Genomic DNA, 17,154 nt, shown 5'->3' on the forward strand with positions numbered 1-17,154 from the left:
GGATGGAGTGTGGAGAGGTTCTTAAAGGTTTCGCACTGCCATGCGGCCACATTGTCCTGGCAGGAGAGAATCCGGTTGTCCAGCTTGTTGATCTCATCCTGGGAGTCATCTTCTTCTGCTGAGGGGGCCAGTACGCTGCGCCCTCTGAAGCATGGCTCGATGTCTAATATCTTTCCGTCATCCACATGGGCGGTGCAGGTAAAACGGTACGGCTCATCCTTGTTATTTCCCCATCCGGTCTCCACTCTGACTTTAAAGCGGGTATCTGCCTTATCCGGTTTTAAGAAAAGTCCCTCTGTGATATGGATCGGCTCTAAATTTTTATAAATTACAATTTTATCAATAGGATAGCAGGCTTTCACAGAGTAATGAATCTCTCTGGGGGCGGAGGTGTGTTTCACGATCGAGCCCATAACAAAGCCGTTGATATCAAATGTACAGAGAATTCTGTCCCCGGTGACTGCGTAGGTGCGGCGGTTTATCATGGCATCCCAGATGGATTCCCGGTCCTTCTTATCGGTCAGTACAGCCATTTTGCCGTCGCCGTAGGAACCGGGGTATCCGGCGTGATGGTCGGTAGAGCCTGTAAAACCAAAATGGTAACCCCTTCGGAGTCCCTCGTAAACGGTATTTCTGCTGTCCCGCGGTCCCATATTGTGATAATAGGGATAAGCGGCCGTCTCATTCATGGCGCAGCCATGCTTGGAGCAGACCTCTACCAGCGGAGTCACGCTTTCATCAAATTCATCCCAGTTGATTCCACGGTATCCCGGTGTATAACCGATGTGGTGGGCGACCGTAACAGATCGGCAGCCGCAGTCATCCTTTAATTCCTGCGGAGAGCTGCGGTATATCAGAGGGAGTGTATCATCCGGGCTTACCAGATGATGATCTCCGTAATGCGAAGAGTGCATTTCATAAGCCTGAAATGTGACCAGCTCTTCGGAATTGGCATCGGCCACAGCGCTCCTGACCTCCGGCCAGTGATCCTTCAGCTTTTTAAAACCTCTGTTGTGGAAATCTACCACAAATGCCGTTTCCTCAGTTCTTTCATGCATATCCGGCCACATGGCATGTCCAGTAACCGCACAGAAGTCCAACTGATTTTTTGCTGCGGTCAGTGCGTTGTCAAGTGCTCCGTAGCCGTATGTGATGCCGCAGTGATTGTGAATATCGCCCCAATAAATGTTCATAAGTTTGTCCTTTCTGAATAAAAAGAGTGGTTGTGGTCTGGATTTGGAAGCGCCTCCGGGTGAGGAACCCACTGTCCCATATCCTGTGTGTATGCCGTAATTCCCATGGCTGCCTTTATGCGTTTTTGAAATTCCTTAGCCCGTTCGTTCACTGCATAAGGATCACAAATGGAGAGCAGGCGGCGATGGCAGTTGTCCGCAGCTTCCTGAACCACGCCGTCGTTCGCCCGGGTCTCCAGTAAGTTTTCATTTTCCCCGGGGTCGGCCTCCAGATCAAAGAGCTGGGGACCGTCAGAACAATAAAATACATATTTGTATTTGTCCCATCGAATCATGAACATGCCATCCGGAATACCGTGAGCATGGTATTCACTGAACGCGAAGTCTGGATGCGCGGAGTCTTCACCGTGTTCTGCCAGTCTCATCAGGCTGTGTCCTGAGATGGAAGATGGCTGGGGAACGTTTAGAAGATCGCAGAAGGTGGGATAGAGATCCACCAGTCCGGCAGGGGAGGAAACCCGTTTTGCCTCGATTCCGGGGATTCGAAAGATCAGCGGAATATGAGAGGACTGCTCAAACATACAGCATTTCCACCACATCCCATGATATCCCATCTGTTCGCCATGGTCGGTGGAATAACAGACCGCCGTATGATCCCGAAGGCCCAGGGCATCAATTTTATCAAGAAGGATTCCCAGGCGTTCATCCAGTTCCTCGATGGCGCAGTGATACCCGACTAAGACTCTCCGGACGGTCTCTTCCGGTACACTCCCGCATTTAAAATAGGTTCGCATCCATTCCAGTGAAGGGTTTAAGGAGGTAAAGGGAGGTTTTAATTCTTCTGGTATCTCTGTAATTGCGGAGTTATAGTAATCCCAGTGTTCCTGCTTCACATAAAATGGAAAATGTGGATCTAAAAATCCTATGTACAGCATAAAATCTTTCTCATCCCGATGCTCTGTCAGCCAGGAAAGGCCTGCCTTCAGCACCCGGTCATCAAAGCTCTCCTCTGTTTTGATGCCGATGCGGTCAAACCGTTTTTCCGCGCCGATTCTTGCCAGCTTTTGATCTCTGAAGTAACAGCCGATATCGGGTCTGAACATGTATCCCGCCAGGGCCTCATACGTAAATGCATAACTGCCTTCATGATGAAAATGTGTTTTTCCGATACAGGCAAAGGTATGACCGTTTTCCGTCAGATGGTGAGAGATACCCTTCACTGTCCCATCATATGGGGTTGAATTGTCCCAGGTTCCCAGTTGGTGTACATAGTCCCCGGTGAAGAAGCTGGCGCGGGCCGGTGCACATACAGGGCAGGAGGAATAGAAATTGTCAAAAACGATACCTTCCGCCGCCAGGCGGTCCAGATTCGGTGTCCTCAATATGGAATGATTGATAAAGTGCATCATTTCATAGGAATGTTCGTCGGATAAGATTGTAATGATATTCATGGCCGCCTCCTACCAGTAAGGGTTCCAGTCTTTTGTCAGCCGGGTCAGGGCTTCCACATAGAAATAATCACCCCACAGGTTGCATTCATCGATACCATGATCGATACAGTCGTTGTAAGGAGTTTTTTTCCCGTAGACGCCATGGAGCAGCTGCCCGTTTGAACTCTCGGGGGAGGTGACGGCGCATAAGTCTGTCAGTGCCTTCATAAGCCTTTTGGCGGCAGCCAGATAAGGAGCCGCTTCCGCTTCCGGCAGGAACCGGCACATCTCCAAGATTCCGCAGACGGCGATAGCGGAAGCCGAGGAATCCCAGGGCTCGCCGCTGCCGTCTTCAAAGATGAAATCCCAGTATGGCACCAGGTTTTCCGGAAGATGAGTGAGGAAATAATCTGTCACATGCTTAAAGTCTTCCAGATATTCAGGGCTTCTCGTATAGCGGTAGCTGAGCGCCAGCCCATAGACGCCCCAGGCCTGGCCTCTGGCCCAGACAGAGTCCGCAGAATATCCCTGATGCGTTACTCCGCGCAGCGGTTTCCCGGTTTCCGGATCAAAATAATACGTATGATAGGTGGAATAATCAGGACGGATAATTACGCTTAAGGCGGTGTCTAAGTGAGCTCTGGCCTTTTTGGCATACTCTGGCTGTCCGGTCTCCTCCGTGGCCCAATAGAGAAGCGGAAGATTTAGGAGACAGTCAATGATCAGGCGGTAGTTTTTTAAATTGTCCATAGCCCCCCAGGCCTGAAGAAACTGTCCTTTTTCATGAAATCGGGATTTCAGGCGGTCAGCTGCAAGGAGAGCCGCTTTTTTCGCTGTTTCATTTCCGGTGAGCTTATAGCCGGAGACGCAGGATAAGGAGTAGAGAAAGCCAAGATCATGGGTGTCGGTGTGATTGCCGGTCTCGATCCGTTCCAGGAAACTTTCTGCCTGCTTCAAAGCGGCTTCCCTGTATCGTTCATCTCCGGTATTTTCATAGGCCAGCCACAGTTCGCCCGTCCAGAAGCCGTTGGTCCATTGTTCGTTGGGGACGGGAGTATAGAAGCCGTTTTCAGAATAAACGGATTTAAACTGGCTGGAAAATTCGCTTAAGCAGCTTTCGGTCTGTCTGGAAGCCAGCTCCAGCGCTTTTTTCGTCTCGTCCGGAGAAAGCTCCGGTTTTTTCATTAATTCTTCAAATGTCATAATTTCCTCATATTCCGGGGCGGCTGCAGGTGATATTTCTTATTTCCTGCAGCCGCCTCTAATGTATTTACAGGCAGCGTGAGATTCTGATCAGATTGCAGGGAAACATTCCAGTGATAATTTTTTATCCATGGCAGGAGCCTGCTCCCGGAGTTTGGTCCTTAAGGAATGGAGATTCAGGCCGGAGCTCCACGTTCCATCTGTCACATCCAGGATGAGAAGGTCTAACGTGATAGTACCGATATCCACCTTTTTATCTTCCGGTCCAAGGAAAGACACATCAAGAATCGGAGCCAGCATATCTTCGGAGCCATAGATTTCAGGGCATAGAGCGGTATTCTTCCACAGTCGGATATCGCAGCAGTCTGTCCAGATCCAGAGAAGCGAAACTCCGTTTTTTTCCATCAGAACCGAATAATCATTGAGAATGCGGCAGACAGTTCCAGGTTCTAAGTGCCAGCGCTGGATATGCGGCTTCTCCCGGCGGTTTCCCCGTTCCATCTCGTCACGGATGATAAGACCGCGGGTACGATGGAACAGAATCCGGCGGGTGTGACGGCAATACGTATAGGCATCATGGTGCGCTTTGACATAAATACCTTTGGGATCGGTCCAATACTCAGTCACCGGCGTATCCGGGCGGTAAACGCCCCATTTATTTGCATAGACACAGTCGGGCAGAACAGGCTCCCCATGGGCCAGCACCGTGTTATGGGAGGTCATGTTATACATATATCCGCGCAGTTCACTGTTCATCCGTATGGAATGATACAGTTTGTCTGTGTACGGCTCCCCGATGAAGGCCTGACCGCGGAAGGTAAGAAACAGGGACAGTAAATCCATATGGTTATGGCCGGAACAGCCGCAGCCGGTCTTGGCGGACATGAGGATATAATTGCCGTCATGCCGGTAGGAGCTTCGACTGCAGAGAAAACCGGCTTTTGTGCTGCAGAAATCACGGGGAAGAATCTCCGGATCTGCGTCTTTCTGAAGCATTCTGGCGCGTTCCAGCTCTGTGCACATGGGGTGTGAAAGCATTTTTATGCCCAGCTGAAGGATTGGGTCTGCTAAGGGGCCGCCGTTGTCCCCCAGGGAAGGGTAGAGGGGGCCGGGCGGGGTCAGCATGGACAGAAGGGAGAAGGAAGCGTATATCTTCTGGTGGGATTCTTCATCCAGAAGAGGCACTTCATTTAAGTTAGCCAGATAAATGCCGCGAAACAGCATTTCTCCAATAGCAGCACCTGACCAATAGGCAATAGAATGCTCACTGTAACCACCGTCTTCATTGAAATCTTCTTTTATATGGCGGCAGACGATGCCGGCCCCTCTCTCTCTGTAAGCACGAAAATCAGGAATCTCAGGGAGCAGGATGCTGAGCAGGAAAGGAACCAGCCCTCTTTCCCACATGTGATGATTGTAAGGGCGGTAGCCATCCTCTTCAAAGCGCTTGAACTGAATTCCCAAAAACCAGATATGCTTCAGGAGATCAAAGGCTGTGTCGATGTCGGTCTCATAGGGAAGTCTGGTATAAAACAAGCTGATGAGAACGATGGTCAGCCAGCCCACGCTCATGGCATCCCGGTCCTCCGTATACTGGAAACGGTTGGCTCCGGCAGACGGATCCTCTACAATAAGAGGATAGGTCTCAAAAAATTTATGTACAAGCTCCGTGAAGGTAGCAATCACCTGTGTGTCGCCTTCCTCGTGATAAAGGACGGACAGAGCCTCGAAAAACTGTCCTCTTACAAACATATCAAGACTGTGACGGTGGCGCTTTCCCTGATCCTCCAGAAAGTTAAAATGTATCATATTTTCATAGGAAGGGCCTAAGTCCTCTGATTTTCTGGCACCCGGCAGAAGATAGCGGTGTTCCATCATACTGCGCCCGGATTGTAAGCAGAAGTCCTTCAAACTGCCGCGCAGGCCCAGGGAAGACTGATAGGCATATGGCAGTTCATCCGGCTCCATCCTCTTAAGCGGAAGGCTGCGGCAGTCATAAAAATAGGTCACCTGCGTTCTTTGCTCGAAGTACTTGACCAGCGCTTTTTTAGCCAGTGCTGTATTACCCCTGGCCCAGTTATATTTTACCTCAGAGAGGCCGGGGAGATTAAGGTCTAAAGCTTCAAACAGCTGGTTGTCTGTGAGAAGTGTTTCATCGCCGGGGATATTATTCATGGCGTATTTCCTCCTTCTTCAGTTTATTGCCGCTCAGTATAAAGCGGAGAGTGTATTCCTTAAACTCACATACTACGGTAAAGCTGTCCCCGTTAAGAGCCTGCCGGACAGATACGGTCCGCTTATTCTGGGTAACCGGGTAGGGAACTGCTAATACGGCAAAGTAACATGTGCCGCTGCTGTCTGGATTTAAGCGGAAGCAGACTTGCCTGGAATCGTGCCAGATGTTGTTGGCAGTGGAGATTTTTCCGTCTGTTATGATGGTTTCGCAGTCGGCGCCTGCCGCGAGCTCGATGGAGGGGCCGTCATCACAGGAATAAAGGGAGCGGTCATCACCACACACCAGATGCGTTCTGTTTAAATGGTAATGTACCTGTACTGTGTCATCCGGGGACAGACCGGTTACGTGGTCGATGATCAGGAGAAGACGGTTACCAATAAGGGCCAGATGGCGGACCGTCTGTGCCGGAGCATAATTTTCATGGCAGGAGGTAATGCAGGTAAGACCGGATGCCTCCTGTACTTCACAGATGAAGCCCTCTCTCTGAGGGCCGTATTTCCAGGAACCCCTGTATTCCCACGGGTCCCTGTCATTTACCGTCAGACAGTTGTGGGAAGCTGCTCTTTTGAAACGGTATCGGTTTTCATCATCCTTATACGTATAAATGCCTGGGTCGGAGATCAGAGGAAGGCCGTACGCGGTGAAATCAAAGCCTCCCGGGTCCATGTGAGCGTGGAGATTCTGCACGGGCGTGCGGCAGCCTGTCATGAGGCTTAGGGCCTGATTATCCCAGGAGGAACGCAGATAGACCTGATTTAAGTCCTTCTGCCAGGCCAGAAGGGGAAGGTCAGGTTTTTTTGGATGCGCTTCCGCCCAGATTAAATCGTCCTTTAAATGCGTGATATCAGGAATTCTCCACAGATTATCCCTGATGACCTCATATATGGAAGAAACAGGATAGAAATGAGCGGCAGCGGCCAGATAATCCCGATTGCCTGATGCCATATAGCAGGAGACTGCGGAAAGGCACAAGGATTCCTTGTCGGCCGTATGGCTGTCTCCCCATGGGAAGTTGCCTCCGCAGGCGCGGGTAGCGTGGACTGAGTGGAGAAACATCTTGTGAAGCCTTTTGGTATATGCCTCCGATTCCGGCAGATGAAATTTTCTGGAAAATACATTGCGCATGGCAAACCAGAACACACATCCATTATGGTAGGACGGACATCCCTCGATCTGTCCCCCGCAGGGCGTACACTGGGCTTCCATACACCGGTCCAGCTCCTTTAAGGCATGATTTTGGTAAAGACTGCTGTTTTTAAGCTCCGGAAAGAGACAGGAGAAGGACAGCAGGCCCAGGTTTTCCATCAGATAGTGGTTGTGATCTGCCTTCGGCCACAGAAGCGGGGAAATATGATACAATACCAGACAGTGAACATAGATGCATGGAACCAGCTTTTCTAAAAAGGATTCATTCATATAGGGTGTTTCTGCCAAAAGTTCAATTACATAAGGCCATGTGCGGTAACCTCTGATTCCGGCCTCTAAGGCTCTCCAGGGGGTGAGTCCGTCGAAACGTCCAGGCACATAGTCTCCCTTCTCGTCAGTTAAGGCCGGGCAGCGTACAGAATCAATCCAGTCATTCACTTCTTCTATAACTTTTTTTGCATATGTCAAATCCCCGGTCAGGCTGTAGGCTTCGCACATGGTTTTCCAATGGTGCATCCGGTTTAAATGAAACGTGTATTCATTATCGTTCACGGGATTTTCTGTCCATTCCGGCGGATTGCCGATGAAGTGGAGCGCTGGGCCCGTGCCGGGAAGTACCAGCCGGCCAGCCAGAGCTTCATCGGCCAGGCGCAGCGTGTCCACAGCCAGGTCAGGAAACTGCTCCCTGATGCAGCGGCCTCTTTCCAGGGCGCTTATCTGCCCGTTTGTTTGAAGAACTCTTTGCTTCAAGCCGGGTAACAGCGAGGCAGCAGTGGCGCCTTCTGTTAAAATGTCCTGAAGTAGCGGGTATGTCTCTGTCATGTGATTTCTCCTTTTACTTTGTGATAAATCTCATCCGGGTATTGTTTTTTTGTGGCCGAAGCCCAGTTCCAGGCTGCGCTTTTCAAAGCGGAGAACGGCTTCTTTATATTGGGGGGAATCGATAACGTTTAATGTTTCGGATGGATCAGAGGCAAGGTCAAACAAAACCCGGGGCATGTCCGGTCCGTAATACTGGTATTTTAAGTTTCCTTTTTTAATCATTAAGTATTCTCCAAGATATTGGCTGATACTCTCATCATCCCAGTCTTCTTCTTTGCCGGCCATAAGGCAGGATAAGGAACGGCTGTCGAGGCCGGCAGGGATGGGAATATCACAAAGCTGGCAGAGTGTGGCGTATAAGTCGCAGAGGTTTACATTAGAGGTTATCCGGCGCGGTCTGTACTGCGCGGGCCAGCGAATAAACAGGGGGACTCTTGCGCTGGACTCGTAAAACTTATGCTTGGCCCAGATCCCGTGTTCGCCCAGCATTTCTCCGTGATCGCTGGTAAAAACAATAATCCAGTCATCCAGATTCTGCCCGGCTTCCTCTAATTTATGGAGAATCTGACCGATATATCCATCGACTGTTTCGACCATACCATAGTAAGCGGCTGTAGTGCGCTGCACGTCACGCATGGTGATATCTTTTCCTATTTCCAGGTGCTTTGTATCCAGGTAAGGATGGCCGGACAGCTTCTGCTCGGGGCCGTATAGGGGAACCCGGTTTAAATAGTATTTAAATAAATCCTCGCTGCAAAAGTATGGATAATGAGGCAGGACAAAACTCACCTTCAGCAGAAGGGGCTGGAGGGGCTGAGGCTTATCGTAATAAGGAGATTCGAAAATTTCCTCTATAATATCTAACGCCCCCTGCAGGGTGTATTCATCCTCCACCGTGTTTCTGGCGTGTCCGACGCCGGAACGTCTGACTTCCTTTGCATTGGTCCAGCGGTGCTCTTCCTTTGATATCTTTACACGGGCCAGCTCTCTGGTATCTAATTCAGGCACAAAGGATTCCGTGATGCGGCAGTCCCGGCCGATTCGTCTCATCCAGCCCTGCATCTGATCAGGGCCGTTGTGATGCAGCTTTCCGCAGCAAACCGTATTGTAAGCATGTTCTGAAAAGGTTCGGGCAAACGTGGGGTAGAAGGGCGGCAAGTCTTCCCCGAATATCTGGCAGCCGCAGGTTCGCGGCAACTGGCCGCTCATCAGGCACTGGCGCGCCGGAATACATACCGGAGAAGGGGTATAGGCGTGATCAAATACGACGCTGTCTTTTGCCAGACGGTCCAGGTTCGGGGTCCTGATCACTGTGTTTCCTGCGAAACCCGTTAAGTCCGGCCGGTGTTCGTCAGTCATGAGAAACAGAATATTGGGTCGCCGTGAGTTCATGGTTTGATTTTTTCCTTTACAAAATTTTTTTAAAACTGAGTTTATTATAAGGATAGGGAAAATTAGGTTCAACGGCACTTTTTTGTAAAATACCAAATTTTTGTGAATCGTGCATAAGAAAATTAAAAAAATGGGTTCTTAAGGACTTAAAAATAGAGGATAAAATGGCAGATAAAGCAGAAATGATAATGATCTGACAGCAGGAATGCAGTAAACATGCGGATTTTTGCAGATCACAGGTTAAATACAGAAGCCACAAAAAAGTGGTATTTTTCAAATTTTTGCAGATTGTCAATCGGAAATGTCTGTGGTAGCATGTACCCAGAATCAAGCGCGTTTGGAACTCAAGCACTTTACATTTAAAAGGAGAGTATGATTATGAAGAGATCAAAACGGCTCATAGCCGGATTCATGGTATCTGTAATGGCAGCATCAGCACTGGCCGGCTGTTCTTCCTCAAAGAATACGGCGAAGGAAACGGAGCAGACACAATCACAGACTGCAGAAGATCAAAAGGGAGAGACCCGGAAGGAGGAAACTACAGCGGCAGAAAAAGGCGAGCCGGTAGAGATGGAATGGCTGGTAGGGCAGACCTCCTCTGAAGTAGATGATGACGCGGAAGTAGTGAAAGCGATTGAAGAGCGTTTCAATATTGATTTAAAGGCATGGTACGTGGATTCCAATAAATTCTGGGAGAACTTAAATGTAAGGTTCGCAGGAGGGGAAATGCCTGACGTACTGGTTATCGATAACTTAAGTCAGCTTCCGGCATTTGTTGATGGTGGAATCATCGGAGAGATTCCCATCGAAGAGATCCGGGAAAAGGCTCCTAATTACACAAAGACAGCGGATGCCAATGATGACGGTTCCCTCTGGAGTACCATGATCTATAACGGAAAGAATTACGGTATCGTAAATCCCATGGACGCGGTTCCTATGGCTATGTTCTGGAGAAAAGACTGGCTGGACAAGCTGGGCCTTGAAGTTCCGGAGACATTGGAGGATTACGAAAAAGTATTGACCGCATTTGTGGAGCAGGATCCTGACGGAAATGGAAAGAAGGACACGGCTGGTATGGCAGAAAGGGCATTCGGCGCAGTATTCGGCGCGTATGGAATGCGCTGTGTGACCGGAGGCGGAACCGGATTTAAAGTAGAGGAAATGCAGCTGGGCGAAGATAATGTACCGTTTTTCCCATATATACGCCCGGAAGCGAAAGAAGCGCTTACCACGCTTCATGACTGGTATACCAAGGGCCTGATCGACAAGGAATTCATTACAGGCGAGAACCATGGCGGATACGCATGGCTGTCTCATTCTTTTATGAATGGAAAGATCGGTCTGACCTCTGCCCAGCCGTATCACTACTTAAATGCCAGTACAGATACGACGGATGAGAACAACTGGGGCGTCTGCATGAAGGAGTTAAAGGGCTTAAATCCCGACGCGGATATCGTGATTGGGCCGGCTCCTGTCGGGCCGGATGGAAAGTCCGGAACAGAAGGCTGGAATTTAACAGGCCGTCTTACCTGTTTAACCACAAAGGGAGTCAGTGATCCCCGCAAGGTAGATGCATTCCTGGCTATGTTAGATGCATATTATTCCGATATGGATTATGCAAAGATGGTAAACTACGGGCTGGAAGGCAAGCATTTCAAGACCACACCGCAGGGGCCTGTCAGAATCATGGAGGGCACAGAGCTGCGTAAAGAAGGCGTGCTTCAGGTAGATTTCGGCAGTACTGTAAACTTCGCACAGGAAGTAACACCACAGAAGACGAAATTCGGACATGAAGTGACCGGTAACGGCTATTACCGTTTTAATGCGCCTCCGGTTGAGGAATTCTCTGAGGTTATCGCGACGCTGGATACCCTTACGGAGCAGGCATATTTCGATATGATCACAGGTACAAAGCCGATCGACTATTTCGATACATTTGTGGAAGAGTTTAAGAAAGCAGGCGGCGAAGCGGCAGAAAAGGCCGTACAGAAGGCATATGCCGAGAAGCTTGCCGCGGCAAAATAATTAATTGAAGCAGACATGGGGGCGCTCAGATAAATTTTTCATTTGCGCTCCCTTCTTTTTTCATGGAGGTACTTAAATGACATCAGAAGCACGAAAGGGCAAGACGGAGAAAAAAGGCTTTCTCTACAATATGACCCACTATAAAGAGTATTATATTATGCTGATTCCAGGAATCCTGTTTTTTCTGGTATTCTGCTATGGCCCCATGTATGGACTGGTCATCGCATTTCAGAACTATTATCCCTTAAAAGGTATCAGCGGCAGCCCGTTTGTGGGACTAAAGCATTTTAGAGCGCTGTTCACCGATCCATTTTTTCTTTCCGTACTGAAGAATACGCTGGTCATCAGCTTGTATAAGCTTTTAATCTGTTTCCCGGCCCCGATCGTGCTCTGCCTGATATTAAATGAGATTAAGGCTCCGCGGTTCAAAAAGTTCGCTCAATCGGTCTCTTATCTCCCTCATTTCGTTTCATGGGTCGTGGTATCGGGCATTATCATTGAGTTTTTATCTCCGTCTAGAGGACCCATTAATATACTGCTTCAGAACCTGGGCATTGATCCCATCTTCTTTGTAGCTGAGCCAAGGTGTTTCCGCGGCGTTTTGGTTATGTCTGATTTGTGGAAATCCATAGGCTGGGGCTCCATTGTCTATTTAGCCGCCGTTACAGCGGTAGATCCCACGCTCTATGAAGCGGCGGAAATGGACGGAGCGGGCAGAATTAAAAAGATTATCCATGTGACATTGCCGGCGCTGGCGCCTATTATCACCGTTATGCTCATCATGGAATCCGGTAAGATACTAAATGACAGCTTTGAACAGGTATACAACTTCCTGACACCCAGTACCTATTCCGTTGGCGACGTAATTTCTACCTTTGTATACCGGATGGGTATTCAGAAGATGCAGTACAGCTTTACCACTGCGGTAGATCTGTTTAAAAATACCATTTCATTTATTCTTGTCATACTGACCAATTATGTGGCCGGAAAAACAAATGATTATGCGTTGTGGTAAAGGGGGAGAACGATGAAAAAAGATAATAACAGCGGCGAAGACAGAGGCATAAACGTCAGAAAACACAAAAGGAGTATGGAAGACTGGGCAGTAGACTGTTTTGCCTACGGCATGGCGGCATTTTTAATGATATCCATCATCCTTCCCTTCATGCAGGTGGTGACAATCTCCATGAGTCCTGCTTCCGTCGTAAACGCGACGGGCTTCCATTTGTTTCCGACGAAATTTGACTTCTCGGGCTACCGCAAGATTGCAACTGACAGCAATTTCTGGCACAGCTATTTTATCACGATTATGAGAACTGTCATAGGAACCGGCTGTGGTGTACTGATCACGGTTATGACGGCCTATCCGCTGTCGAAACTAAACCTTCCCTACCGGAGGGGCCTCATGCTTTTTGTGGTGTTTACCATGTACTTTTCAGGCGGAATGATTCCTAAATATCTATTGATTAAGAATCTCCATCTGACCAACAATTTTCTGGTTTATATTCTTCCCTGTATGATGACAGGCTTTGCCCTCATCATCACCAGAAACTTTTTTATGAGTATACCGGGAGAACTGGAGGAATCGGCAAAGATAGACGGAGCCACGCCCTTTATGGTCCTGTTTCGCATTTATCTGCCTTTATCCAAGCCGGTTATGGCTACAATTTCGTTATGGTATTGTGTTCAGCACTGGAATTCCTGGATGGACAACATGCTCTATGTGACGAAAACCGGTCTTTATGTCCTTCAGTATGTCCTTCAGACGATCCTGACCAATGGACAGACGGCCGACATGGAGGCAATGGTAGATGTGGTGGTGCATACGGAGACCATGAAGATGGCGGCATTGGTGTTGTCTCTGCTTCCCATCGTGTGCACCTATCCATTCCTGCAGAAGTATTTTGTAAAAGGAATGATGGTGGGGTCCGTCAAAGGTTAACAAAGATAGTGGAGGACTTACCATGGGGGCTAAAAGATATTCAATTTTTTACATACTTTTGTGCATTAATCTTTGCAGTATCACAATTCTCTCTGCGTTCAATTACTTTGTTTTTCATGATATGAACAGCAAAGTATATCTGGAAAGCTTTATCGATTACAATAAGCGTGTTACCAATCTGGCCTTCCGCAATATAGACAAGCAGATTATGGAATCCCTGGTGGACATTCCCCAGCTATATTTTTCGGATTTAAAGTTAAATGAGCCTGTACTGCTTCCCCAGAAACGCTCGATCATCGATTCGCCCAAGGCGATTACCGATTTGGTAGGAAAGCTGGAGGAGATCAGAAAGGTGTATCCGTATGTGGTGAGTATGGATATCTATTATGAAGGAACCGGAACCATCGTGACCGGATTTAATAAAATACATTTTCCGTTGGATGAAAAAGAGGTAAACCAGTATCTTCCGTGGTATTTTGAATTTGAGAAGATGGGCGCGGACCAATACTTTTTTGAACTGTCTGACGGAGTATATCCCTCCAGAGAACCGGTACTCACCTATGTGAAAAAAATATCAGGTCTGAAAGGCAGGGGGCAGACCATCGTGGCCGCTTTTCACATCTCTCCAGGCAGTTTTCAGGAATATATTGACGAAAGCAAGGGATGCTTTGTACTGGCAGCTGAGGATGGAAGAATTCTTTATCAGTCAGGTTCTGACAAAGGGAGAAGTCAGGAAGTTCTGGATAATCTAAAGGGAACCAGTACCTGGGAGGAGCCGGGGAGCGGCGCCAGGTCCGTGAAGATGAAGGTATCCGGTGAACCGGTGACTGTCTTTTCCAACGCCTTTACTTTAACTGGGCTGAGTTATATTTATTATATACCGGATTATGCCTTTCTGGCGGATTATAATGTGAAGAGCCGGATTTTTCTAATGAATTTCGGTATTTCTATACTGTTTAATATTCTGGTGTTGGCAGGAATCTCTTATCTCAATTATTCTGTGTACCATAAGCGCGTCCTGGTAGTATCCAAACGGGCCGGAATTTCCATAGGAGAGGACAGACGAAGCTTCGACAGCTCCCTCACGGTGCTGACGGATACCATATCGGGGCTTAATGAGACCGTGAAGTCATCGGAGGAGGTGCTTCAGCAGAATTCTCTGCGTTCCCTGATCTTAAACCGTAAATCGGATCAGGCTTATGGAACGCTCTTTTCAGGCTGTCCATTCAGCAGAGTCTGCTGCTTTATTGTCTATCTAAAGGAAAGGGACTGGGAGAGTCTTCCTTTAACGGGAGTGCAGAGTGGGTACGACAGCCGCAGCGGCTGCGGAAGCTTGTTTCTGACGACCATGGATAAAAAAGAAGTGGTGGCGGTCATAGTATATGACGGAGATGAGGAGGAGAAGGAGGAGCAGATCCGTGCCGCGCTTTCAGAGAATTTTCGGCAGTTTGTAGAAATGAAGGGCTTTGTTTCAGGCGTTCCCTATGAATTGAATCAGGAAAATTTGAGAAAGAGCTATTTAAGCGCCAAAGAGGCCGCACGTTACCGCTTTATCTATTACGATGAGCCATTCTTATCCTGGGAGAAGTTAAAGATACCGGGAAGAAAAAGCAATGGCAGCCATTTAAAGATGTTTGCAGCTATTGAAAAGGATATTAACAACGAGAATATTCTGGATTTTAAATACCACATGGAAGCCCTGAAGGTATCCTTTCAGACCGGTAACTATGGAATCGACTACTGCCAGTCAACTCTGCGGGATTTGGTGACGCTGCTGTATCAGACCATACAGAGGCATCAGCTGGATATGTGGGTGGTCTATGGATACGATATCAGGGAATACTATAAGCAGTTGGCAGATATCGAAGCCTTCTGCGACTGGATGAACCGTCTGTGTGAAGTGCTCTTAACCAATATACGGCAGAAGAAAAAGCCGGAGAGTGAGGATTTAAAGGCCAGGCTGGAACAGATGATAGAGGAGCAGCTGGAAAAGGATATCTCTCTGGACTACCTCTCCGACTGTTTTTCACTGAGGCCAGATGTGCTGAGCCGTACCTTTAGGCAGCTGATGGGGAAAGGCTATACAGAATACATAAAAGAAAAAAAGTTAAACCGGGCGCTGGAACTGATCAGCCAGGATTACAGTATGAAGGACATCGCTTACAGGCTTGGTTACAGCTCACCGCAGTATTTTATTAAAATATTTAAAGAAACCTATGGAATCACACCTTATCAATACAAGAAGAGGCAGGATAAAAAGAAAGAGGGAGAATCAATCCTATGAGCATAGAGGGGGAGAAGAGAAATAATCTGATTATGATTGCTGCTGACCAGCTGCGCAGCGATGTGCTGGGGATGGGGGTGACGCCTAATCTGGAGCAGCTTATGGGAGAGAGCGTAATCTTTGAACGGGCCTATTGCGCCTGCCCTCTGTGCGTCCCGGCCAGAGGCGCCCTTTTTACAGGCACTTATCCGGGCAGAAATGGGAGCCTGATTAATGGCTGGTTTGGACCGGAAAAGGAATACTCCCGGGTGGGGGCGGCATTTGATAATCTCTACGATATGATGGAACGCCTGGATATGGAGTGCATCCACAGCGGTAAACAGCACTATTTCACAGAGGGAGAGCCGCTGGAGTGCCGGGCGGCGTCTAAGACGAAGTGGCTGACCACAGAAAAGACGTATAAGGAGTTTTTGAGAGAAGAGGGGAAACGTCAGCCGGGAGGGAAACGGTTCCGCACACCGGTACCGGAAATGCATGCCGGGAAATATACACGCGTAAGCAATTATTCGAATGCGTCTACAGGGATCTATGAAGAGGGGAACGCTTACTATTTTGACGGTTATTTTACGGACAGGGCAGTGGAAGCTCTGCGGGAAGTGAAGGGGGACCGGCCTCTGTTTCTCAGCATGATGCACTTAGCGCCTCATCCGCCTTTCGATATCCCGGAGCCATGGTATTCCAAAGTCAGCCAGTCGGATTTTGAACTGCCGGAGAACACGGGAGTCTGGTATCCCCACCAGTCTCCCTTGCAGAAATACAATTTGACGGGAGTGATTGGAAACCAGTATTCTGTGGAAGAGTGGAAGGAAAGCTTCCGTGTCTACCTGGGGCTGGTGGCTTTATTAGATGACTGTGTGGGCCGCATCATCGGAGTGCTTAAAGAGAAAGGGCTTTACGATTCCTCTATGATTATTTTCACCTCGGATCACGGAGAGATGATGGGAGCACACTGTCTGTTTCAGAAGATGTGCATGTATGAGGAATCCGCAAGGGTACCGTTTCTTGTGAAACTGCCGGAGAGCAGGAATGGAGGGAGGCATATTGAGCAGTCGGTGAGTCACATTGACGTGCTGCCGACTATCTGTGACTATAATTCCATCTCTCCCAGGCATCTAATGGACGGCTGTTCTCTGCGCCAGCTGCTGGAGGACGGGACTGATACAGGAGACAGGGCTGTATATATCCAATATGACGGGAACGCCTCCCTGGGGAATTACAGTCGCTGTGTGATTGACGGAAACTATAAGCTGATTGTGGACTTTTTTAAGGATGAGATATTCCTGGAGGTGTATGATCTGGATCGGGACAGGCTGGAAACGGATAATCTGGTGTTTTATGAGAAATATGATGAGGTGGCAGAGAGGCTCATAGGTATTTTGGCAGAGCATATGAGAGAAATCAACGACAGCCTGGTGCTTCCGGCTATGGATTTAAAGGAATTTCGAGAGAGATACCAGTAGGAAAGAACGTCAGTTACAACT

At 48.5% G+C, this 17,154-nt stretch carries 11 protein-coding genes; 5 read left to right on the forward strand and 6 right to left on the reverse strand.

The features are described 5' to 3' along the window. The 6 genes from ACLTD4_RS06160 to ACLTD4_RS06185 form a co-directional block, all read right to left on the reverse strand. Positions 1-1,193: hypothetical protein (locus ACLTD4_RS06160; RefSeq protein ID WP_412331202.1), on the reverse strand; the 1,193-nt coding region annotated here is incomplete at its 3' end. Next, positions 1,190-2,644: a sulfatase-like hydrolase/transferase gene (locus ACLTD4_RS06165; RefSeq protein ID WP_117621140.1), complete on the reverse strand. Its 1,455-nt coding sequence runs from the start codon at positions 2,642-2,644 to the stop codon at positions 1,190-1,192. The genes ACLTD4_RS06165 and ACLTD4_RS06160, both read right to left, overlap by 4 nt. A gap of 9 nt (positions 2,645-2,653) precedes the next feature. Continuing rightward, positions 2,654-3,826, reverse strand: coding sequence for a glycoside hydrolase family 88 protein (locus tag ACLTD4_RS06170; protein WP_117621139.1), 1,173 nt, complete (start codon positions 3,824-3,826; stop codon positions 2,654-2,656). Between the two features lie 90 nt (positions 3,827-3,916). After that, positions 3,917-6,001, reverse strand: coding sequence for a heparinase II/III family protein (locus tag ACLTD4_RS06175; RefSeq protein ID WP_117621138.1), 2,085 nt, complete (start codon positions 5,999-6,001; stop codon positions 3,917-3,919). Further along, complete coding sequence (locus ACLTD4_RS06180; RefSeq protein WP_117621137.1) at positions 5,994-8,030, reverse strand: alginate lyase family protein; 2,037 nt, start codon at positions 8,028-8,030, stop codon at positions 5,994-5,996. Before ACLTD4_RS06180 ends, ACLTD4_RS06175 begins: the two co-directional genes overlap by 8 nt. Before the next feature lie 30 nt (positions 8,031-8,060). Next, positions 8,061-9,422, reverse strand: coding sequence for a sulfatase-like hydrolase/transferase (locus ACLTD4_RS06185; protein ID WP_117621136.1), 1,362 nt, complete (start codon positions 9,420-9,422; stop codon positions 8,061-8,063). 378 nt (positions 9,423-9,800) lie between these two features. Here ACLTD4_RS06185 and ACLTD4_RS06190 point away from each other — a divergent pair, with 378 nt between their 5' ends. The 5 genes from ACLTD4_RS06190 (at position 9,801) to ACLTD4_RS06210 (ending at position 17,133) form a co-directional block, all read left to right on the forward strand. Next, a complete protein-coding gene (locus tag ACLTD4_RS06190; protein WP_181988568.1) occupies positions 9,801-11,447 on the forward strand; it encodes an extracellular solute-binding protein in 1,647 nt (548 codons plus the stop codon). A gap of 76 nt (positions 11,448-11,523) precedes the next feature. Continuing rightward, entirely contained in the window at positions 11,524-12,462 is a 939-nt protein-coding gene (locus tag ACLTD4_RS06195) for an ABC transporter permease (protein WP_025529141.1), read from the forward strand. A 12-nt stretch (positions 12,463-12,474) separates the two neighbouring features. Further along, a complete protein-coding gene (locus ACLTD4_RS06200) occupies positions 12,475-13,389 on the forward strand; it encodes a carbohydrate ABC transporter permease (RefSeq protein ID WP_055654548.1) in 915 nt (304 codons plus the stop codon). 22 nt (positions 13,390-13,411) lie between these two features. Next, positions 13,412-15,673 carry a helix-turn-helix domain-containing protein gene (locus tag ACLTD4_RS06205; RefSeq protein WP_117621134.1) on the forward strand — a complete coding sequence of 754 codons (2,262 nt, stop codon included), beginning with the start codon at positions 13,412-13,414 and terminating at the stop codon, positions 15,671-15,673. Then, positions 15,670-17,133, forward strand: coding sequence for a sulfatase (locus tag ACLTD4_RS06210; RefSeq protein WP_117621133.1), 1,464 nt, complete (start codon positions 15,670-15,672; stop codon positions 17,131-17,133). The genes ACLTD4_RS06205 and ACLTD4_RS06210 overlap by 4 nt, the downstream gene beginning before the upstream one ends. Positions 17,134-17,154: the final 21 nt, after the last annotated feature.

The sequence above is a fragment of the Hungatella sp. genome, assembly GCF_046966825.1.

Excerpts from the sequence above, each read along its gene's own strand:
- ACLTD4_RS06165 (WP_117621140.1), bottom strand. The coding sequence starts at position 2,644 with ATGAATATCATTACAATCTTATCCGACGAACATTCCTATGAAATGATG.
- ACLTD4_RS06170 (WP_117621139.1), bottom strand. The coding sequence starts at position 3,826 with ATGACATTTGAAGAATTAATGAAAAAACCGGAGCTTTCTCCGGACGAG.
- ACLTD4_RS06175 (WP_117621138.1), bottom strand. The coding sequence starts at position 6,001 with ATGAATAATATCCCCGGCGATGAAACACTTCTCACAGACAACCAGCTG.
- ACLTD4_RS06180 (WP_117621137.1), bottom strand. The coding sequence starts at position 8,030 with ATGACAGAGACATACCCGCTACTTCAGGACATTTTAACAGAAGGCGCC.
- ACLTD4_RS06185 (WP_117621136.1), bottom strand. The coding sequence starts at position 9,422 with ATGAACTCACGGCGACCCAATATTCTGTTTCTCATGACTGACGAACAC.
- ACLTD4_RS06190 (WP_181988568.1), top strand. The coding sequence starts at position 9,801 with ATGAAGAGATCAAAACGGCTCATAGCCGGATTCATGGTATCTGTAATG.
- ACLTD4_RS06195 (WP_025529141.1), top strand. The coding sequence starts at position 11,524 with ATGACATCAGAAGCACGAAAGGGCAAGACGGAGAAAAAAGGCTTTCTC.
- ACLTD4_RS06200 (WP_055654548.1), top strand. The coding sequence starts at position 12,475 with ATGAAAAAAGATAATAACAGCGGCGAAGACAGAGGCATAAACGTCAGA.
- ACLTD4_RS06205 (WP_117621134.1), top strand. The coding sequence starts at position 13,412 with ATGGGGGCTAAAAGATATTCAATTTTTTACATACTTTTGTGCATTAAT.
- ACLTD4_RS06210 (WP_117621133.1), top strand. The coding sequence starts at position 15,670 with ATGAGCATAGAGGGGGAGAAGAGAAATAATCTGATTATGATTGCTGCT.